Genomic DNA, 20969 nt, shown 5'->3' with positions numbered 1-20969 from the left:
GGGTTCGTTCGGCCCTGGTTCGGTGCCAGGTCACTGGCCCAGACTCGGCAGATGCATCAGGACGCCTCGCCCTTGCTGCCACCGCCGCACGCCAGGATCGGACTCGTGCACGTCCGGCACCTGCGGGCGATGACGGCCGCGTTGCGCGCGGTCGACTACCGCTACGGCGGCGGGTCGTGCCGCACCCAGGTGCAGGCGCTGTTGTCGTGGTGTGACAAGGCGTTCGCACATTCGGCGAGTGCCGCGGTGCGTCGTGAGTTCCGGCGCGCCGTCGCCGAACTGCACGCGCTCGCGGGATGGACCGCCTTCGACGCCGGGCTCGGTGGGTCCGCGCACCGCCACTTCCACCTCGCCCTGGACTTCGCCCAGGACGAGGACCTGGTGGCGAACATCCGCTATCGGATGGGGCGGGTCCACCTGCACCACGGTGGACCCGCCGAGGCGCTCGGCATGTTCCGCCTCGCCGGCCTGGTCGGGACCAGCCACCACACGGCCGCGATCCTCGCCGCGAACCAGGCGTGGTGCTACGCCGAGCTGGGGCAGCGCGAGCCGGCGCTGGCGTTGCTGGGTCGCGCACACGACGAGTTCGCACGGGCGGATGTGGACAGTGCGCAGCCGTGGGCGGCGTTCTTCGACGTGCACGACCTCGCCGGGATCACGGGTGCCGTCTACACGACTCTCGCGCGCACGGTCGACGTGAGTTTCGCGCGGCCGGCGATCACGTCGCTGGGGCAGGCCGTGACGGGCTATCGCGAGGAGATGGCGCGCAGCCGCACGTTCGCGCTGATCTCGTTGTCGCTCAACCATCTGCTGGAAGGCGACGCGGACGAAGCGGCGGCGGTCGCGGCGCTGGCGGTCGTGCAGTCCGGGGACATCCTGTCCGCACGGACGCGCAAGAAGCTCGAACCGCTGCACGCCGAGGCGGGCAGGCGTCGCGCGACCACGCTGAGGGAGTTGATCACACCGTTGCTGACCGCTCCGTCGCACGCCGCGTGATGAGCGCGCGGACCCGATGGTTTCCAGCGGTTCCGGGGTCGTTGCCCGAGATCCGGGCTTTCGTGCGGGACCTCGCCGGTGAGTCGGGCCTGAACGACGAAGACGCACGGGACGTGCTGCTCGCGGTGTCCGAGGCGGCGGAGAACGCGGTGTGGCGCTCTGGCGCGTCCGTCGTGGGGGTGACGTGGGAGCCGCGCGATCACGCGGTGCTGCTGACGATCGAGGACGACGGCGTGTTCGACCACGACCGCGGCGACTCCTCCCGCCCGCTCGGGTTGCGGCTGCTGTTCGGCATCGCCGACGAGGTGCAGGTGCGGCCCGGCAGACCGACCTGGCCCGGCACCGTCGTACGGGTGCTCGTCCGGGTCTGGTCGCGTGCGGGCGTCCCGGATCCGCCCGCGCCACCGGGACGCCCGCGCGTGCTGATCGTGGACGGTGACAGGTTCTCCGGTCAGTCGCTGGCCGCGTTCCTGCACGCCGAGGGGTACGACGCGACGCTCGTGACGACTGTGGACGCGGCCGAGTCCGCGCTCGAAAGCCCACCTGCGCTGGCGATCGTCGACCTCCTGACGTCTCATGGTGAGGGGACGCGGTTCGCTGCCGTCGCGCGGGCGTTCGGAGTGCCGGTTGTAGCCGTTTCGGCGATCGAGTCGGCCACTTCGGTTGCCGATGCTTACTTACCGAAACCAGCGCATCCACTGCGTGTGCTCGCGGCGGTGCGCGACCTGCTGTCTCCCGATCCGTGAGGCGCGCGATGGAACCGGAAACAGGGCTGCTGGAAGTGCGTCGCCGGGGTGCGACGGTGACGCTGCTCGGCGAGGTCGACCTGAGCACCAGCGAGCTGCTGCGGTCCGAACTGGCCCTCGCCTGCGCGTCCGGGGACGGCGACGGGGACGTCGTGGTCGACTTCACGGACCTGACGTTCATCGGGTCGAGCGGTCTGCACGTGCTGATCGAGGCGGCGGCGAAGCTGGGGGAGCGGAGGCTGGTGCTGCACGGTGGCGGGTGGGCGGCCTACGTCGTCAACCTGCTCGGCCTCACCACGCGGTATCCCAACATCGTCGTCGACGGGTGAGCCCCGGCGTGCGCGGCCGGGCCGCGCTAGTGTCGATCGCATGGCGGTACGAGCGATCAGGGGAGCCACGCAGATCGACGCGGACTCGCGCGACCTGCTGCTGGAGGCCACGGCCGAGCTGGTGCGGGAGGTCCTGGAACGCAACGCCCTCTCGACCGACGACCTGATCAGCGTCGTCCTCACCGCCACACCCGACCTGACGTCCGAGTTCCCCGCCTACGCCGCGCGCCAGGCGGGGCTCTCCGACGTTCCGCTGCTCTCCGCGACCGAGATCGCCGTGCCCGGTGCCATGCCGCGCGTGATCCGGCTGCTGGCGCACGTCGAGACGGACCTGCCGCGCTCCTCGGTCAAGCACGTCTACCTGCGCGGTGCGGCCGCGCTGCGCACCGACCTGAACCACTGAGCGTGCTGATCAAGTGGGTGCGGTGCCGGGTCACCGACCGTGCGGCGTTCGGCCGTGGCCAGGAGGGGTGGGGAGCGCTCGCGGAGGTCCCCGGGTTTCTCGGTCAGTGCGGCGGCTGGAGCCGAACGCAGCGGGATGTCGCGCACGTGGTGGCGTGGTGGCGGTCGGCTGACGATCATGCGGCGTTCCTCGCTGGACCACACGATCGCCTCGCTGCGGCTCAGGCCGGGAGCTACGGGGAGATCAGCGTGCGCCTGTTCGAGCGCGAGCTGACCATCGGCGCGGGGCCCGGCGTGGGGAACGTGGTCAGGCTGGCCCACTGCGATGTGCGTCCTGGCAGAGAAGAGCACTTCGTCCGCGCGCAGTCCGAGGTGTGGAATCCGGGCATGGAGGCCGCGCCCGGCATGACCGGCGGGGTGTTCGGGCGTCACGGGCAGGAGTTCCTCGTTCTGACGTGGTGGCGGTCCGCGCAGGACCACGACCGGTATCGGGGAGAGCGCTTTCCCTCCTTGCGCGCGGCGTCAGGGGCCGCGGACGACCTCGCGGCCATCACCGGGGACCTCGTCGTCCTGGAGCCCGCGTGGGCCGTGCTGCCCTGAACGGCTGCCAGTTCATGGCCAGATCGTTGTCACGGCCGCTCTGACGGACGGCCCGGTCCTACTGTGCCGGGTGGCAGAGCGGGGTACGTCCAGGGCAGAGGGCAACGTGGCAGCTGACTTCTTCGTGTCGTTCGCCAAGCACGACATCGACTGGGCGCGCTGGATCGCGGCCGTGCTGGAGCTGGAGGGCTACGAGGTCGTCTTCCAGGAGCAGGACATGCTGCCCGGTCACAACGTCGTGCGGCAGATGCAGCTGGGCGCGGCGGCGACCCGCACGATCGCGGTGCTCAGCCCGACCTACGCGGACCGGCCCTACCCGTTGTCGGAGTGGGCGGCGGCCTACGTGCGCGATCCGGTCGGGGTGGAGCGCACGCTGATTCCCGTGCGGGTCAAGGAGTGCAGGCCGCCGGGGCTGCTCGCGGCGATCGTCTACATCGACCTGGTCGGCACCGATCGGGACGAGGCGAAACGGCGGCTGCTCAAGGGCATCTCCCTCGAACGGCCACCGGCGGAAGAGCCGCCGTTCCCGGGAGGGTGATCAGTGCGGGAACAGCCGCTGCCCGGTCGCGCGCCGGTGGGTGCCGTTGATCCACGCGATCAGCGTCGCCGCCGCCTGGTCGCGGTCCAGGCCGACGAGGTCGAGGTGGCGCACGTCGCGCAGCAGGCCCTCCGGCCGGCAGTCGGCGACGCGGACCGGGATCAGCGTGCGCCGCACGCCCGCCGGATCGGCGTCCCACGCGGCGTGCCACTCGGCGGCGAGGGCGGTGTCGGCCAGGTAGGCGGGGGACAGCACGACGAGCGTCCGGCGGGAGAGGCGCACCGCCTCGTCGACGCGGTGCACGCGGTTGTGGCCGGGGAGGCGGTCGCGGACCTCGGTCCGGACCTGGTGGCCCTCCTGCTCCAGCTGGAACGCGATCCACCTCGCCCAGTCGCCGTCGGTTTCTGCGGCGGACACGAAAAAGTCCCAGAGCATGAATTCCACCCGGACGTCGAATAGTTTCCGCTGTGCACTCCGAGTGGCAGAATAGTCGGCCTTCACGAGACTTGGGGTGTGGATGACTGTCTACGGCATCGACCTCGGAACGACCTATTCCTGCATCGCGCGAATCGACCAGGCGGGCCGCCCGCACGTAATCCGGAACGTCACCGGAGAGGAATCCACGCCGTCGGTCGTGTACTTCGAGACGCCTTACAACACGGTGGTCGGGAAGGAAGCGAAGAACGCGGCGCTGCGGGATCCCGGGCTGGTCGTCGCCCTCATCAAACGGGACATGGGCAAACGCGACGTGCGGCTCGACTTCCACGGCCAGGAGTACTCGCCGGAGGGCATTTCCGCGTTCATCCTGCGCGACCTGGTGCGGTCGGCGCACGAGGCGGGCGAGATCGTCAGGGACGTCGTCATCACCGTGCCCGCCTACTTCGGCGTGGCCGAGCGCGAGGCCACCAGGACCGCCGGTGAGATCGCTGGCCTCAACGTCGTCAACGTCGTGCCGGAGCCCGTCGCGGCGGCGTTGTACTACGGGGTGCTCAACGCCGGTGCCGACCGGACGGTCCTCGTGTTCGACCTGGGCGGCGGCACCTTCGACACGACGGTGATCAAGCTGGTCGGCAACGACGTGACGGTGGTCTGCACCGACGGCGACCACGAGCTGGGCGGCGCCGACTGGGACGAGAAGCTCGCGGGTCTCGTGTGCGAGCGGTTCATGGCAGAGCACCCCGACTCGGACGCGACCGAGAGCGAGGACTTCCTCCAGGACGTCGGGCTGCTCGCGGAGGACATGAAGAAGGCGCTGACCAGCATGCAGCGCCGCCGCCAGCAGGTGCACTTCGGCGGGCGCAGCGCGCTGGTCGAGATCACCAGGCAGGAGTTCGAGCAGGCCACCGCCGAGCTGCTCGGCCGCACGATGGACATCACCGCCCGCACCCTCGCGCTGGCCGAGCAACGAGGCGTCACCACGTTCGACGAGGTGCTGCTCGTGGGCGGTTCGACCCGCATGCCCGCGGTGGCCGAGGCGCTGCGGACCCGCTTCGGGTTCGCGCCGAAGGTGCACGAGCCGGACCTCGCCGTCGCGAAGGGCGCGGCGCTGTTCGCCCTGGCCCAGTCGCTGAAGATCGGCGGCAACGACGCGGAACGGCTCGGCCTGTCGAGCGCGGCGGTCGAGGCGGTGGCGTCCCGCAAGGTCACCATCGTGACGCCGCGGGCGTTCGGCGTCGCCGTGGTGGACCCGGAGCACCCGGAGGACAGGAAGAAGTTCCTGGTCGCGCACCTGCTCGACGCCAACACGCCGTTGCCGGCGCAGGAAACGCAGCAGTTCCAGACGTTCGACCACAACCAGCGGTCGATCGACATCGAGATCTGGGAGCAGGCGGGAGCCATCGCGTCGGAGCTGCCCGAGCACAACAAGCAGATCGGCGGGGCGTGCATCGACCGGCTGCCGCCGCTGCCGAAGGACTCGCCGGTCAACGTCACGTTCCGGATGGACGAGAACGGCACGCTGCACGTCACGGCGCAGGACCTGCGCACGAACAAGACGGCGGAGACCGAGATCAAGATCGGCGATCTGACCAGGCAGGACGTGAACGCGGCGAAGGACGCCGTCGCCCGCATGTCCCGAATCTGAACCCGGGAGTCCGAGGTCGACGAAGGGCTCCTTGCTCCACCTGAGGTCGATGAAAGGACCCTTCATCGACGTCGAATGGAGCCGGTGTTCACACGGACGGGCTCACGACGGCGGGCACGCTCGACACCCCGGACGGCAGCGGCGCCAGGTCGCGCACCACGTCGTCGATCGCGGGCCCGACCCTGGCCACGAACCGGTCCCCGGACGCGCTCTCGCCGTCGGACGCCCGCCGGCGGCGCAGCCACAGCAGCGCGGTGAGCTCCGCGCGCACCCGCCGGTCCAGCGCGGGGACCGTCTCGCCGTCCAGCAGCGAGTCGACCGAGTCGGCCACGGCCGGGACGTGCAGGTCGTCGGCCAGTACGCCTGCCTCCGCGAGATGGCTGCGGTCGCCGAGCGTGCGTCCCCACGCCCAGTGGACGTACATCGCCAGCATGGGGTCTTTCTGGTGTTCGCAGATCGCGAGAGCAGCGGCGAAGTCACTTGGTGAGTCCTGGCCCATGCGCGCCGCGACCAGGGCGAGGTGCAACCGGCAGTCCGCGAGCAACGAGCGGACGCCCGTGTCGAACGCCATCCGCCGCGCGTCGTCGTAGCGTTCCCACGCTTCGTGCAGGTCACCGTCGGCGAGGGCCCCGTCGCCCGCGAGCAGCAGACCCACCACGACGGAGACCGACGGCGGCAGCTCCTCGGCGACGCGCCCGGCACCGCGCATGATCGCCGTCGCGGACCGGTGCCAGCCGCCCGTGGCCAGCACCCAGGCGAGCGACACCAGCGTCGTGAGCACCTCCGACCGCCTGCCCAGCTCGCCGAACGTCTCCTCGGCCAGTGCCAGGTTCGCCACCGCCTCGGCGTGGTCGCCCAGTTCGGCGAAGCAGCGGCCGGTCTGCCGGAACAGCTCGGCGACCAGGTCGGGTGCCACGATGCCGGCGAGCTTGTCCGTGCAGTCGTCGTAGAACTTCATGGCCCCGGCCGGGTCGCCGTGCTCGAACTCGAGGTCGCCCTTGCGCAGCAGCGCCTCCGACACGAGCCTGGGGTCGTCCGCGGCGACCTCCATCACCGCGTCGTACCAGTCCTCGGCGTCGCCCGGCCGGTTGCGAGATCGCGCGATCATGCCCAGCGCCAGCATGCACACCGCACCGCCGCGGCGGCTGTTCAGCTCCTGCGCCCGGTCGATGCCGCGTTCGAAGAGCTCCTCAGCACCGGCGATGTCCTCCCGCCGCAGCCGCACCAGGGCCAGCTGGATGACGAAGCCCATCGCGAGCAGGTCCGTGCTGGCCGCGAGACCGCGTTCGAGCACCTCGGCGGCTTCCTCCAGCTGCCCGGCCTTGGCCAGCACGCCACCGAGCACCAGCTGCGAGGTGCTCGCCAGCACCGGGTCCATCTCCACCGACCGCCGCAGCGACTCGCGGGCCCCGCGCAGGTCGCCCTGGGCCGCCCAGATCCGGCCGAGCTGCTGGTGGGCGACGGCCTGGCCGCGCTGGTCGTCGAGGTCCTCCGCGAGCTCGATGAAGTACTCGTAGGCCTCCCGCGCGTCGGTGAGCCTGCCCAGCTGCAGCAGCGCCTCGCCCTCCAGCTGGACGCAGGTGGCGAGCAGACCCGCGTCGTTGAGGTTCTGGGCGTGGTCGCGGGCGTCGACGAAGCAGTCCCACGCCTGGTCGAACAGCCTTCGCGCGATGTGCACGGCGCCGAGCTGCAGCAACGCGGCGGCGAACACCCTCCGCACGTCGACGTCGGCCGCGCTCACCTCCTGGGCGCGCAGCTCGTGCCGTTCGGCGGCGGCGTGCTCGCCGCACGCGTGGGCGAGTTCGGCCAGGTCGGCGTGGATGGTGACCGAGTCGGTCTCCTCACCGATCTCCGCGGCCACCTCGAGCGCGCCGAGGCTGTAGAAGTGGGCCTCCTCCTCGTCGCTGCGGGCCAGCGCGAGCCCGCCGAGGCGCTGGTAGCAGCCCGCGAGCACGGTCCGCGCGTCGAGCTGTTCGGAGATGCGGGCGTCGCCGGCGACCCTGATGGCCTCGCGGTAGGCGCCTTCCGCGGCGTCGGGATCGTGGGCGACGTGGGCGATCGTGCCGAGCTGCTGCAGTCCGGCGGCCACGGCGACGAGGTCACCGGAGGACTCCGCGAGCCGTTGCGCCCGCAGCTGCGCGGCGTGGGCGGCACCGAACTGGCCGCGCCGCAGCTCCACCACGGACATGCGGTGATGGAACGGCCGTGCGCGCGGGTCGTCGTCACCGATCAATGCGAGCGTTTCGGCGCACAGGTGCCGTTCCCAGTCCAACGCGCCGATGCGGTCCAGGACAGCGCACATCTCCGCGCTGATCGCGATCGCCTGGCCCGTGAGGCCCGCCGCCCAGCTGTGGTGCCTGGCCTCCTCCAGCGACGTGAGGCTGACGACCAGATCGGACCGCCACAGCTCGGCCTGCCTGCGGTGATAGGCCGCCGCCCTGCGGTGCGCGGTGGTGAGCTGGTCAGGCCGGGCGAGCTCGGCCAGGGCGTCCGCGGTCCAGCGGTGCACCATGAACCGGTCGCCGACCGGCGTCAGCAACGTGAGCCTCATCAGCTCGCCGCACGCCTCCGTCAGCTCCGGCCGCACGAACGGCCGCATCGTCGAGAGATCGGTGTTGAGCTGGGCGTGGACGTGGTCGGGCAGGGGGAGATCCGCGCGCGAACGGGCGGTGCCGTGCCGTTCCGCCTCGCACAACAACTCGTACGCGGCGGCCAGCCGGGCACGGACGGCCGGTTCGGGAACGACATCGGCCGCGACCACCCAGGCGAGGCCCTGGACCTCCACGGGCTGGCGGTAGACCGAGGCCGCGACCAGCAGCTCGGCCGCCGCCGGCGCGGACTCGGCGAGCCCCGCGCACAGGTCCTTCAGCAGCACGTCGGCGGCCGCGATCGTGACGGTCGCGGCGATCGCGGAGTCGAGACCGCGCTCGCCGTCCTGCCACCACCGCGCGTCCGGCGTCAGCCGCTCGATCCGCCGCACCACCGTGTCGAAGTGGGCGCCGGAACCGCGCTCCGCCGTGTCGCGCCGTCCGCCGCGCAGCACCGCGTCGAGGTACTCCAGCGCCCGCGGATGACCACCGACGGCCTGGTAGGCGCGCTGCGCGTCGTCGGGAGGCAACCGGTCGAGCGCGGGCAGCCGGTAGATCAGCTTCCTGGTCTCCGCCAGCGACAACGGACCGAGGTGGTGCGTCACGAGCTCGCGGTGCCGGGGCGGCACGCGCGTGGTCATGATCAACCGGGCGGGCGTGCGCAGGTCGAGCCACTCGGGCACGAAGTCGGGCAGCTCGTCCGAGTGCGGATCGCTCGCCGGGTCGTCGAGCAGCAGCACGACCTCGGCCTCGATCCTCGGCAGCACGTGCCTGTCGAGCTCGTCGAGGCGGTCGCGCCACGGTTCCGACTGGTCGAGCAGGAACGCGAGCTCCTCGCGCGGCGCGACCTTGTGCCAGCGCAGCTCCCTGGCCAGCTCCTTCAGCACCTGATCAGGCGTGCACTGGCCGTGCAGCGTCACCGGGATGATGGGCCGTGACTCGCCGAGCAGGTGCACGAGGGCCGCGGCGAGCGTGCTCTTGCCCGCGCCGCCCATGCCGTGGATCACGACGCCGCGCACCTCGCGGAGCTGCCGCAACAGCTCGCGCAGCTCGGCGCGACGGCCGACGAAGTCTCCGATGCCGAGGTCGACGATGCCCTTCGCGAGCACCGCGCGGGCCTGGTCGTCCACCGGGCCGATGTGGCCGGGATCGAACAGCCGATGCCCGCGGACCCGCTGGAACAACGCCGGGGTGGCCCACTCGGTGAAGCGCTGCTCGGCGTCGATCAGCCTGCGCACCGCGGACACGGCCGTGAGCGGGTCCGGTGCCTCCTGGCTCGCGAGCTCGCCGTACACGCGGGAGAGGAACTCCGTCGCGTAGTCGTCGCTGACCGACGCCGTCATCGCGAGCACCGCGGGCACACCGTGCTCGATCAGGCCCTGCGCGAGGCCCGGCATCGACGCGGCCGACTGCGCGGTGGCGCACCCGGCGAGCACCACGAACGGCACCACGCGGCCGGGTTCGATCAGCTCGTCGACGAACCGCTTGGTCGTGAGCTCCTCGGCGCGGCCGTCGGTCGTCTCCAGCACCAGCGCGCCCGGCCGGGCGTGGCACGAGATGTGCAGGACGTGGAAGTCCTCCTTGAGCGCCTCGCGGATGGCGTCGACCGAGCCCCAGTTCAGGATCCGCACGTGGGCGCGGTGGCGGCGGGCCCGGTGGACCTGGTCGAGGATGCGAGCGAGCTCGTACTCGTAGTCGAGCAGCTCGCCGCCGCCGGTGTCCGGGCTCGCGATCACCGCCAGCACCCGCAACGGGCCGGGCACGTCGGTGCGCGCGGTCGGCCCCAGCCCCGGCTGGTGCCGGTACACGTTCACGCCCGGCCGCAACGCGAGCGGCTCGCCGTCGAGGACCAGGCTCTCCCACGGCAGGTCGGCGAGCTCGGGGCTCACGTCGAACGCGACGTGCGCCGGGCGGCCGGAGCGCGCCGACTCCCTGAGCCGGTCCGCGAGCGCCGTCGAAACGCTCGCCGGCAGGAACGCCTCGGCGAGCGTGGTGCCGAACGCGCGGGTGGTGGCGTCGAGGTCGCGTTCCCGCGCGGCCCTGGCGGCGTCGGAACGGAACACCCTGCCCGCGGTCGTGCGGGCCCTGTCCAGTTCCCACCAGGCGTGGTGGACCCGTTCGGTGAGGCCGCGATGGGCTGCCGAGACCTCGGTGTCGTCCGTCGCGAGCGTGGTCGTGGCCGGCCGGATCCGGATCGTCGTCCACAGCGGGCTGTTCGCGGTGCGGGCGCGGTCGGCGGGCACGGTCAGCGAGAAGTCGCCGCTGCGCGTCGGCCGTTCGGACCTGAGCTCGGCGACCAGGCCCGTGACGAGCGCGTCGAAGCTCGCCATGTCGGTGGCTTCGGCGAAGTTGTAGGCCCGCCAGCTGTCGAGAACGGGAGGCAGCACCGCCTCGTCGTCGCGCAGCACCGGGATCAGGCGGTCCAGCTCGCCGCGGAGCGCCTTGGTGGCGAGTGCGGCGTACTCCTGAGTGACCCTCAGGTCGTCGTTGTTGTTCTTGCTGCACACGACGATCCCGACAACAGCCGCCGCGATGGCCTTGTCGATGCGGCCTATCACCGACTCGCCGGGGCGTACGTCCACCTCGTAGAGGAAAACCTCGAAGCCCGCGGCCTTGAGCTTGTAGTAGAGCTCCTCGGCGAAGACCAGGTCCGCCGCGGAGTACGAGATGAAAATGGGCGGCTGCATCACGGGAATGGTGTCACCGCGTCCCGCCGGGCCCGGTGTGTTGGCCACTTGTTGTCCATGAAATGGCCAGCTATAGGCGGTCGCGCGGTGATAGGAAATGGAGCCATGCTTCCCGCAATGGGGCCGCCTGCCGAAGAAAGCAAATCCGAGCCGTTCGCCGACCTGGCCGAACGGCTCTCCGCTGTCGAGACAGCGGTGAAGGATTTCCACCGCAGGGCCGCACATCGTGAATCGGTGATAGACCGCCTGCACGAGGAGAACCAGTCGCTGCGCAACGGGATGCGCCGCGAGGTCCTCGACCCCGTCATCTCCGATCTCGTCCGCCTCTACGACGGGCTGAACGCGCAGGCGCAGCGGCTGTCGAGCGAGCTGTTCGCGAGCTTCGCCGACGACGTCGTGCTCGTGCTCGACCGGTGCGGGATCGAGGTCGTGGCCGCGGTGGCGGGGGAGGAGTTCCAGTCGGGGCTGCACGCCGTCGGCTCGGTCGAGGAGACCGCCGACCCTGCGCTGCACAACACGGTCGCGGCACCGCTGCTCGCGGGGCTGCGCGAGCGGGACACGGGCCGGATGCGCCGGCTCGCCAAAGCGGTGTTCTACCGCGCCGGGCAGGCCGCGCCGGCCGAGCCGGCAGGGGCCTGAGGAGCACAGTGGGAATCTACGGAATCGACCTCGGCACCACGTACTCGTGCGTCGCGCACATCGACGACACCGGGCGCCCGACGATCGTCAAGAACGCCGTCGGCGAGGAGACCACGCCGTCGGTGGTCTTCTTCGAGACCCCGGACAACATCGTGGTCGGCCGGGACGCGAAGAGCTCGGCGAAGATCAGCCCGGAGCTGGTGGCGTCGCTGATCAAGCGCCAGATGGGCGAGAAGGTCTCCTACACCTTCCACGGCGAGGAGCACACACCGGAGAGCATCTCCGCGGTGATCCTGCGCGAGCTGGCGCGCTCCGCGTCCGAGCACACCGGTGAGCAGGTGCGCGACGTCGTCATCACCGTGCCCGCCTACTTCGGCGTGAGCCAGCGGGAGGCGACCCGCAACGCGGGCACGATCGCCGGGCTCAACGTGATCGACGTGGTGCCGGAGCCGGTCGCCGCCGCGTTGCACTACGAGGCGATGAACTCGGGCGAGGACCGCACGATCCTGGTGTACGACCTGGGCGGCGGCACGTTCGACACGACGGTGATCCGCCTGTCCGGCAACGACGTCCAGGTCGTCTGCACCGACGGTGACCACCACCTCGGCGGCGCCGACTGGGACGAGAAGATCGCGGACTTCCTCCGGGACGCGTTCGTCGCCGAGCACCCCGACGTGGGCGCGGGGGACAGCGAGGACTTCCTGCAGGAGCTCGCGACCGCCGCCGAGGACATGAAGAAGGCCCTGTCCGCCATGACCTCGCGCCGCCACAACATGCGGTTCGCCGGTGAGGTCACCAGGGCCGAGCTCACCCGCGAGATGTTCGAGCAGAGCACCGCGGAGCTGCTCGACCGCACGATGGACATCACCGCGCGGACGGTCGAGACCGCGAAGGCCAAGGGTGTCACCAAGTTCGACGAGGTGCTGCTCGTCGGCGGCGCGACCCGCATGCCCGCGGTCGCGGAGACGCTGCGCAGCCGGTTCGGGTTCGAGCCCAAGATCCACGACCCGGATCTGGCGGTGGCCAAGGGAGCCGCGCTGTTCGGGTTGATCCAGTCGGTGAAGATCGCGCTGCCGGACGGTGACGGCAGCGGCGCGGCGCCGAGTGACGCCGCCGTCGCGCTGGTCGCCGACCAGCTGGGCATCGAACCCGCGCAGGTGGCGAAGCTCGCCGAGAAGCAGGTCGTCACGGTGTCGCCGCGAGCGTTCGGCATCAAGGCGTCCAAGGGCGGCAGCGACGTGACGTTTGTCGACCACCTGATCAACGCGAACGACCCGCTGCCCGCGCAACCGCCGTCGCGGCAGTACGTGACGAAGTACGACAAGCAGGTCTCGATCCAGATCGAGGTGTGGGAGCAGGCCGGCGCGCGGGCCTCGGAGTCGTTGGAGGACAACGAGAAGATCGGCGACGGCCTGATCAGCGGGCTGCCGCCGCTGCCGAAGGGTTCGCCGCTGGACGTGACGTTCACGATGGAGCGCAACGGAACGCTGCGGGTGCACGCGGTCGAGCTGAGCACCCGCAAGGACCTCACGATCGAGCTGATGATCGACGGGCTCAGCCGTGCCCAGGTCGAGCAGGCACGCGACGTGGTCTCGCGCTACAGCATCGGCGGGTAGCCGCTGATGTTCGACACCTATCGGGAGACGGTGCTCGACCCGGCACGGGCGGCGGGCAACACGCCGCCCGCCGACCTGTTCGTCAGGTACGACCTCGATCCGCGTTCGGCCGGTGATCCCGAGGAGTTCACCCGCCGGGTCGAGGAGATCGTCAAGTACTGGCGCAAGCTCAAGCTGCAGAAGAAGTACGGCGCGCTGGCGACGGCGTTGCTCGCGGCGGACACCGACCTGCGCCGCAAGGGGCTGCTGAACCTCGAAGCGTTCACCAAACGGCGCGAGGAGAGCAGGGGCGACGCCCACAGCCGGCTCAACGAGGAGATCGCGGTCATCGCGGCGGCGCGGCCCTGCATCACGCCCGCCGGTCTGCGCAGGCTCATCGCCTCGATGGACAACCTGTTCTCCGAGCAGGAGATCAGAGAAGCGCTGGGGCAGCACAACGTCCGGGTGATCGACCCGCCGTGGGACCTGCCGGCCGGCCCGCCGATCCCCGCCGTGCGGTCGTTGCGGGCCCCGCTGACCGCGCTGGGCTTCAAGCTGTCGCCGGAGGCGTTGTTCGGCACGGAGGCGGTGCGCAAGGGATTCACGCTGCGCAACGGTTTCCGGCTCGCCGACGGGCGGACGATCACCACGGCCGCGCTCCAGCAGGCTCGCGCCGAGCAGGCCCGCAGCAAGCAGGACGAGCGCAAGACCGCGATGGACAACGTGATCGCGATCCTGATCAACGCGGCCACCCAGGCCAACAACCTGGACGCGTTGCTGCTGTGGGAGATCAGGGAACAGCTGCGGCCCGCGATCGAGGCGGGTGAGACGGACCGGCTCGTCGCGTTGCAGGCCACCAGGCTCGGCCTGGACGAGGGTGAGGCGATCGAGCTCGCGGTGACGCTCGCCGGGCAGAGCGGCGAGGTGAAGCGGGGTGACGACTCAGCGCGCCGCGTGGCGGACGCCCTGCGCGACGGCGAGCTGCGAGAGGCGCAAAGACTTCTCGACGCCCTGCCGTCCGGTGACTGCGCCGAGCAGCGGGCCCAGCTCGACGAGGCCCTGCGCCGCGTAGCGGACCTCGTCACCCGGGCAGAGGACGCGCTCCGCCAGGGCGACGGCGAACTCGCCGCCGGGTTGTTCGCCGCGGCCGCCGAGGTCGCGCGCGACGACGACGGTCTCGAAGCCCGGCTGGCGGAGATCCCGCCACCGCCGCCGGGAGAGGTGACGGCCGGCGTCGACGGCGACCGGGTGGTCGTGCGCTGGACGCCGAGTCAGGCACGCACACCGGGCGTGCGGTACCGGGTCGTGCGGTCCGACGGCACACCCGCGGTGTCGAGCACCGCGGGCACCGGCGTGACGGAGACGCAGGCGAACGAGGCCGTCGACGAGCTGCCTCCGCCCGCGACCCCGTTGCACTACACGGTGTTCGCGTCGCGCGGCGAGACGTGGTCGGTCGGTGCGAGCGCGCCCGTGCTGGAGGTGACGCCTGAAGTGCGGGACGTCGTGCTGAGCGCCGACGAGGGGGTGGTGAGCGGGACGTGGCAGGCGCACCCCGACGCCACCGAGGTGATCGTGACGCGCGCGGACCGCACGGGTTCCGCCGAGCGCCGGATCCGGGTCGCCGCGGCCACGTTCACCGACACCGACGTGGTCAGCGGCGAGACGTACGACTACACGTTCCGCGCGGTGTTCCTGAGCCGGACCGGGGAACGGCGGATGTCGCCGCCGGTCGTCGTGTCTGCCCGGCCCGACGCCAAACCCGTCGCGGTGACCGACCTGGTGCACGAGGTCCGGCACGAGCACGGCAAGGCCGTCCTGGTCGTGGCGTGGCGGCCGCCTCCGTCCGGGGTCGTGGAGCTGCGCACGTCGCAGAGCGCGCCGCCGTGGCCGGTGGGCAGCCTGGTCTCCCGTGCCGAGGCACAGGCGTTCGGGCAGCCCGCCGGGGGAATCGCCGCACCCGGCGACGACGGCCGCGTCCGTCAGGCGTTGTCGGTGCGGTCCGGACGGCTGACCGTCACGGCGGTCACGGTGTCCGGTGACCACGCGGCGATCGGCGAGACCGTGACCCAGTCGCTCGTCGCACCGGTGACCGGGGTGAAGGCCGAGCGGTTCGGCGACCTGGTCCGGGTCCGCTGGGTGTGGCCGGACGGCGCGACCGCGGTCAGGGTGCGGTGGTGGCCGTCCGAAGAGGACGACACGCCGCTGCACGTGGAGGAGCTGGACATCTCCGCGCGCGTGCACACGGACTCCGGTGGTGCCGAGATCTCCGCCGGGCCGGGTGCCACGACCGTCGCGCTGCAGACCGTCATGCGGGACCGCAACACCGACAGCGTGTCCGCCACCGTGCTCACCCGCATCTCCGGCCGGCCCGCCAACGTCGGCTACACCGTGCGCCTGGCGGGGCTTCCCGGCAGGCGCCGTCTCGATCTCACGCTCACCAGCGACCGCGCGTGCCGCGTGCCTGCCATCGTTGTCGTCCACCGCACGGACGGCGTGATCCCGTTGCGCGCCGACCGCGGCCGCGTGATCGCGACGCTGCCACCGCGCAACCTGACCGCGGGCGTGCCGGTGACCGTGTCGCTGCCGGAGCGGGTCAGCCCGCTGTCCGGGCTCGCCTGCTTCCCCGACCCCGGCTCCACGACCGCCGACGAGGTGACCCTTGTTCCCCGCACTGCTCGGTAGCAGGCTGCACTGCCCGTACTGCTACCGCTCCTTCACCCACAAGGAGATCCGGTTCCGGTGCTCCGGCCGGGTCGGGGTGAAGAAGCGCTGCGAGATGAAGCTCGACCGCGTGCTCGCCGACCAGATGGGCGACCACGACCCGCAGTACCCCGTGTTCGACGCCAACGGCCGCAAGTCCACTGCGGTGCACGAGGTCTGCCAGGCGGAGACGCACTACCGGGTCTGCCCGCGGTGCCACAGCCAGCTGCCCGTCCAGTTCGGACAGATCGACAGCAGGCTGATCGCGTTGGTGGGTGCGAAGGACAGCGGCAAGACCGTTTACATGACGGTGCTGCTGCACGAGCTGATGAACGACGTGGGCGCGCGGATCCACGCGTCCGTGCTCGGTGCCGACGCGTCGACGAGCAACCGGTTCGAGACCGTCTACCAACACGCGCTGTACGACAAGCACGAGCTCTACGGGGCGACTCCGACGGCCAAGAAGGAACGCGGTGGCCGCCGGCCGCTCGTCTTCAACCTGACCATCGGCGGGCGCAGCAAGGTGCGCAGCACGCTGTTGTCGTTCTACGACACCGCGGGCGAGGACATGACCACCGAGCACAGCATCGACCAGAACGTGCGGTACATGACGAGCGCGGACGGCATCATCCTGCTGCTCGACCCGTTGCAGCTGCGGGGTGCGCGGCCGCACGCGGCCTCCGACGCGTTGCTGCCGGAGCTGGTCTCGGCGGAGGACTCGCCCACCGCGGTGCTCGCGAACATCATCAAGCAGCTGCAGGGCAGCACCGGCGTCAAGGCGGGCAAGCGGATCGAGAAGCCGATCGCGGTGGCGTTCACGAAGATGGACGCGCTGCAGGGCTCTCTGCCGCCGGGAAGCCCGTGGCTGCGCACACCGCCCAGCGGGGACAGCTTCAACGAGCCGGACAGCGTCGAGGTGCACCGGCACATGCAGGCGCTGCTGCACGAGTGGGCCGGGCGCAACGTGGACGAGACGCTGGCCAACAGCTTCAGCCGCTACCGGCTCTTCGGCCTGTCCGCGCTCGGGGAGAGCCCGCGGCTGGAAGGCGGTGGCCTGCAACGGGTGTCGGAGCGGGGCGTGCAGCCGCACCGGGTCGAGGACCCGTTCCTGTGGCTCATGAGCGAGTTCGGTGCCATCCGCAAGACGGTCAAACCGGTTGGTGAGTGATGGGGTTCAGCCAGCTCTACTACACCTCGTGCGAACGGGGTCTGTCCGGGCATCCCGGCTACCAGTTCAACGCCGCGACGCCCGGCGTCCGCCCGGACGTGATGGCCGAGGTGGCGTCGATGACCGCGTACAAGCCGCCGCCGACGCTCGCCTACGACGTCGACCCCGCCGTGCTCGCGGCCGCTCCCGTGAACCTCTGCTACCGGCCCGGTTCCACGACCGTGCTGGCACAGGTCGCGTTCGTCGGCACCGACTACTCGCGCCGGTTCGGCAACTACTTCGCGCACGCGCTGGTCACCGAGAACCAGGCGGACTTCGGGCAGGCGCTGCCGATCGAGCTGTGGGGATCGGCGCTGTGGACCCGCAGGGAAGCAGACGACCCCGCGCTGCCGGTGCTCGGCGGGCTGGTGCCGGGAACGCTGGACCGGCACGAGGCGATGGAGTTCGTCGCGGCGCATCCCGGTGCGCGGCACCTGCCCGCGTTGCTGACGGCGATCGATCTCGCGGTCCGCAAGCAGGAGCGCAAGGTCGTGCTGATCGAACGGGACGCGGACGCCGTGGCGCGCTGGATCGCCGCCGCCTCGTACCTGCTGCCGCCCGAGACCGCGCGCCAGATGTCGTTCTCCACCTACGAACACGAGCCCCGGCAGAGCCGCATGAACGTGGTCGGCACGCTCGCCGAGTCCGATGTGGACAGGAACGGGTTCGAGACCTACCACCTGTTCGACCTCGTGGCGGACGAGGTCAGCGAGATCCCGGTGCACCCGCTGGCCCAGTTCCTGGTCGACATGGGCGTGGAGTCGGCGGAGGAGCTGTGGCGGCGCGCCGGTGATCTCGCGGACGGGTCCGAACACGGCCTCGACGACTGGCATCCCGTCGTGCTGGCCGACAACGGCACGGACCGCGAGGGCGTGGTGGTGGTCGCGCCGTGGCTCGCCGCTCATGCCCGCAGGCTCGGTGCGCCGACCGTCGACCGGATCGGCACCCTGCTCGACGTCGAGGGCTGTCCGGCGGACGTGCTCGCGCCGCTGGCGGAGGCCGTCGGCGCCGTCGGTGCGCGCGGGTTCGCGGAGAACGTCGAGCTCGCCTGGGCGCGGGCGTTCGTGGCGGGATCACCGACAGGGTCGGCGTTGTCGCTGCGGTCGGCCTCCGCGCGCGACTACGCGGCGGTGGCGCTGGCCGAGCGGCTGCCCGTCTCGTCCGCCGACGTCGCGGCCGCGTTGCTGTCGTGGGCGGCGACCTGCCGCATCCCGGTGTCCGATGACGTGCAGTTCCAGACGGGTCTGCGGGCGTTCGGGCCGGAGGTGTTCGGCGAGAACGCGGGGGCGTGGCTGCTGCCGTTGCTGCGGGACTGGCCTGATCTGCGCGCCGGTGTGGTGGCGCACCTCTCGACGGTCGTGCGGTCCGATCTGTCCAAAGTGGTCGATCTGTTGTCGTCGGAGCTGGCACCGGCGCTGGGACTGCGCCAGGCGCCGGGACTCACGACGGCGGTGCTCGTCGCGGACGCGGCCGCAGGGCGGATCCCGCCGAGCCGTGCGCTCGCGCGGATCGCGGACTCCGGCATGGTGCCGCCGGAGGTGCTGACCAGGCTGTGGCCGAACGGCTGGACGCACCACGACGCGTTGCTGTTGCTGGAGAACGTGGAGAAGCGGCTGTTCTGCGAGTCGCCGCTGCTGGAGTGGCTCGACTCCGCGTTGCTGCTGCCGCCGTCGGAGAGCGGTGGGGAGACCTACGACCGGCTGTGCGCGAAGGTGCGCGAGGAGCCCGTGATGGACGTGCTGCCGCGGGACACCGTCAAGCAGATCACCACGCGGTTCGAGACGGTCGCGCTGGTGGACCGGATGGTGGCGGCGCAGTCGGCGGGGCAGTTCGACCAGCGGATGAAGGAGTTCATCCAGGCGTTCCACCGCGTCCGCAGCGGGCCGCGCAAAGCCGACATGCTGTCGATGGTGCTCGACCGGATCGGCGAGTTCCGGTTCGAGTGGTTCGCGTTGCTGTACGTGGCGCTCGGTGCGCTGCGCAAGGCGTACTGGGACGAGGCGGACCAGGCGTTGAACGGACGCCGGCCCGACCCGGCCGTCGCGGCCGACCTGCTCACGTTGGCGTGGCACCTCAAGGACATCGGTTCGGTGCGTGGCGCGAACGCCGCGCACAGGACGTTGCAGGACCACACGCTGAAGTCGGTGGGGAAGTGGCGGCGCTCCGACGTGCTGCGGACGGCGGAGATGCTGCGCCGTCGCGGACCCGCTGACCTCGCGGACTGGTTCGCGGAGCAGTCGAGCACGTACGCGGGCAACGCGATCGCCAGGTTCGTGCTCAAGCAGATGCGGAAGAGGGGAGCGAAGCCGTGATCGTGTTCGCGACCCTGCTCGCTCTGGTGATCCTGCTGCCGCCGTTGATCTCCGCGATGGGTTTCGCCCACACCGCCCTGCGCGCGTACGTGGTCGCGCTCGCCGGTGGGTACGGGCTGGGCAAGAACGCGAACGCGGCCGTGGCGAAACGACCGGTGGCGAAGCGGACGCAGCGGGAGGAGCCGGCGTGGGACTTCTACCTGCGCGGCCAGGCGTGGCGTGACATCCTGCACGCCCACGGCGCCGGACTGCGCGCCACGCGGGAGGCGATCGCCAAGCGTGCCAAGGACATCCACGCGAAGCACTTCGCGGACCTGTCCGGGCAGAAGTGGATCGGTGCCTTCCAGTACTTCGGGATGGCGCTCGGACTGGTGCTGGCCTTCTGCGCGCTGCTGGCCGCGGGTGTGGGCGCGGGCGTGCTGCTCGCGGTGCTGCTCGCCCTGAGCTACGTCGCGTTGTACCTGCTGCGGCTCGTGGACGCCGCGATGCTGCGGATCCGCGGCATCACCATGACCTGCAAGACCTGCGGCCACCGCGTCACCGAGGTGCTGTACGGCTGCCCCGGCTGCAAGACGCTGCACGGCGACGTCCGGCCGGGCCGGCACGGGATGACCCACCGCCGGTGCAACTGCGGCAAGGCGTTCCCGTCGATGATGGTGCTGATGTGGTTCGTGAAGCCGGAGGACAAGCCCACGCTGTGGTGCCCTGGCCACCGCAGCGGCGAGGAACCGCACGAGCTCAGCGGGCACACCGGCGAGACGGGCGAGATCGTGCTGCCGGTGTTCGGCGCGCCGAGTGCGGGCAAGACGCAGCTGATCACCGTGCTGATCATCGCGGTGGAGGCGATGGTCACGAGGTCCGGCGGCGAGTTCTCCTACGCCGATGCGCAGAGCCGCAAGGAGGCCGACAAGGCGCGCAGCACGCTCATCGCGACCTCGCGCACCGAGAAGACCGCGCCCGCTCGCCAGTCGGGCGTCGCGCCACCCGCGTGCTCGGTGCTCGTGTCCCCGCGCAGGGGAGCGCGCAAGCTCGTGCACGTCTTCGACGCGGCGGGCGAGATCTTCAGCAAGCCGAAGGAGATCCAGGAGCTCGAGTACTTCCGCAACGCGCGGACGTACATCTTCGTGATCGACCCCACGTCGATCAAACCGGTGTGGGAGGAGTTCGACGCGGCCGAGCAGCAGGAGCTCGACAGCCGCCGGGCGAGGCAGGAGCCGCACGTCACCTTCAGCGAGACGGTGACGACGATGACGAACATGGGCGTGGACCTCGGCCGGATCCGCCTCGCGGTCGCGGTGAGCAAGGCCGACCTGATCAAGCGGCTGCTCACCGATGTGGACACCGGCGACTCGGACGCGATCAAGGCGTGGCTCGAGGGACTGGGCCAGGGCAACATCGTGCGGCGCATGGGCTCGACGTTCAAGGAGGTGACGTTCTTCCTGACCTCCGCTCTCACCGACGACCACCACGACGCGCACCCGAGCGTCGAGACGTTCACCGAACAGACCCTCGCCGACGAGGGACTCCGGCTCTGACCTCCAGGAGGG

The 20969-nt window shown here is 71.1% G+C and carries 15 protein-coding genes; 13 read left to right on the top strand and 2 right to left on the bottom strand.

Translation table 11 applies throughout. The annotated features are described in order from the left end of the window. Positions 1-51 precede the first annotated feature (51 nt). The 6 genes from IEZ09_RS29425 (at position 52) to IEZ09_RS29400 (ending at position 3611) form a co-directional block, all read left to right on the top strand. Positions 52-996, top strand: a complete 945-nt coding sequence (locus tag IEZ09_RS29425; RefSeq protein ID WP_189257043.1) for an NsdA family TPR-like regulatory protein — start codon at positions 52-54, stop codon at positions 994-996. Then, positions 996-1742 carry an ATP-binding protein gene (locus IEZ09_RS29420; RefSeq protein ID WP_268247654.1) on the top strand — a complete coding sequence of 249 codons (747 nt, stop codon included), beginning with the start codon at positions 996-998 and terminating at the stop codon, positions 1740-1742. The genes IEZ09_RS29425 and IEZ09_RS29420 overlap by 1 nt, the downstream gene beginning before the upstream one ends. An 8-nt stretch (positions 1743-1750) precedes the next feature. After that, on the top strand, positions 1751-2071 hold the full coding sequence (locus tag IEZ09_RS29415; protein WP_189257041.1) for an STAS domain-containing protein: 321 nt from the start codon (positions 1751-1753) through the stop codon (positions 2069-2071). A 40-nt stretch (positions 2072-2111) separates the two neighbouring features. Continuing rightward, entirely contained in the window at positions 2112-2474 is a 363-nt protein-coding gene (gene aroH / locus IEZ09_RS29410; RefSeq protein WP_189257040.1) for a chorismate mutase, read from the top strand. 2 nt (positions 2475-2476) lie between these two features. After that, positions 2477-3073, top strand: coding sequence for a DUF4937 domain-containing protein (locus IEZ09_RS29405; RefSeq protein WP_189257039.1), 597 nt, complete (start codon positions 2477-2479; stop codon positions 3071-3073). A gap of 106 nt (positions 3074-3179) precedes the next feature. Then, the gene (locus IEZ09_RS29400) at positions 3180-3611 is read left to right on the top strand and encodes a toll/interleukin-1 receptor domain-containing protein (protein WP_189257038.1); all 432 of its coding nucleotides are present in this window, start codon (positions 3180-3182) and stop codon (positions 3609-3611) included. Here IEZ09_RS29400 and IEZ09_RS29395 read toward each other — a convergent pair whose 3' ends face one another. Further along, positions 3612-4046 (bottom strand): toll/interleukin-1 receptor domain-containing protein, encoded by a 435-nt coding sequence (locus IEZ09_RS29395; RefSeq protein ID WP_189257037.1) that lies wholly within the window; start codon positions 4044-4046, stop codon positions 3612-3614. It abuts the gene before it with no gap. An 82-nt stretch (positions 4047-4128) separates the two neighbouring features. Here IEZ09_RS29395 and IEZ09_RS29390 point away from each other — a divergent pair, with 82 nt between their 5' ends. Beyond that, positions 4129-5694 carry an Hsp70 family protein gene (locus IEZ09_RS29390; protein ID WP_189257036.1) on the top strand — a complete coding sequence of 522 codons (1566 nt, stop codon included), beginning with the start codon at positions 4129-4131 and terminating at the stop codon, positions 5692-5694. 88 nt (positions 5695-5782) lie between these two features. Here the strand turns inward: IEZ09_RS29390 and IEZ09_RS29385 are convergent, their stop codons facing one another. Next, positions 5783-10969 (bottom strand): CHAT domain-containing protein, encoded by a 5187-nt coding sequence (locus IEZ09_RS29385; RefSeq protein WP_189257035.1) that lies wholly within the window; start codon positions 10967-10969, stop codon positions 5783-5785. A 117-nt stretch (positions 10970-11086) separates the two neighbouring features. On the opposite strand from IEZ09_RS29385, the gene IEZ09_RS29380 reads away from it, so the two are divergent. From IEZ09_RS29380 to IEZ09_RS29355, 6 genes are read left to right on the top strand one after another with little or no spacing between them, the layout of a single operon-like run. Further along, positions 11087-11608 (top strand): molecular chaperone GrpE, encoded by a 522-nt coding sequence (locus IEZ09_RS29380; protein WP_189257034.1) that lies wholly within the window; start codon positions 11087-11089, stop codon positions 11606-11608. Between the two features lie 8 nt (positions 11609-11616). Next, positions 11617-13224: an Hsp70 family protein gene (locus IEZ09_RS29375; RefSeq protein ID WP_189257033.1), complete on the top strand. Its 1608-nt coding sequence runs from the start codon at positions 11617-11619 to the stop codon at positions 13222-13224. Between the two features lie 6 nt (positions 13225-13230). Further along, positions 13231-15885: a SaeA-related protein gene (locus IEZ09_RS29370; protein ID WP_189257032.1), complete on the top strand. Its 2655-nt coding sequence runs from the start codon at positions 13231-13233 to the stop codon at positions 15883-15885. Beyond that, complete coding sequence (locus IEZ09_RS29365) at positions 15863-17071, top strand: TRAFAC clade GTPase domain-containing protein (protein WP_229813056.1); 1209 nt, start codon at positions 15863-15865, stop codon at positions 17069-17071. The genes IEZ09_RS29370 and IEZ09_RS29365 overlap by 23 nt, the downstream gene beginning before the upstream one ends. Further along, a complete protein-coding gene (locus IEZ09_RS29360) occupies positions 17071-19422 on the top strand; it encodes a GTPase-associated protein 1-related protein (protein WP_189257031.1) in 2352 nt (783 codons plus the stop codon). The genes IEZ09_RS29365 and IEZ09_RS29360 overlap by 1 nt, the downstream gene beginning before the upstream one ends. Continuing rightward, a complete protein-coding gene (locus IEZ09_RS29355; RefSeq protein ID WP_189257030.1) occupies positions 19419-20957 on the top strand; it encodes a TRAFAC clade GTPase domain-containing protein in 1539 nt (512 codons plus the stop codon). The genes IEZ09_RS29360 and IEZ09_RS29355 overlap by 4 nt, the downstream gene beginning before the upstream one ends. The last annotated feature ends 12 nt before the right edge of the window (positions 20958-20969 follow it).

It is taken from the genome of Lentzea flava (assembly GCF_014648475.1).
Classification (GTDB): Bacteria; Actinomycetota; Actinomycetes; order Mycobacteriales; family Pseudonocardiaceae; genus Lentzea; species Lentzea flava.
Note: the sequence above shows the minus strand (reverse complement) of the source record. Positions and strands in the feature narration are given on the sequence as shown.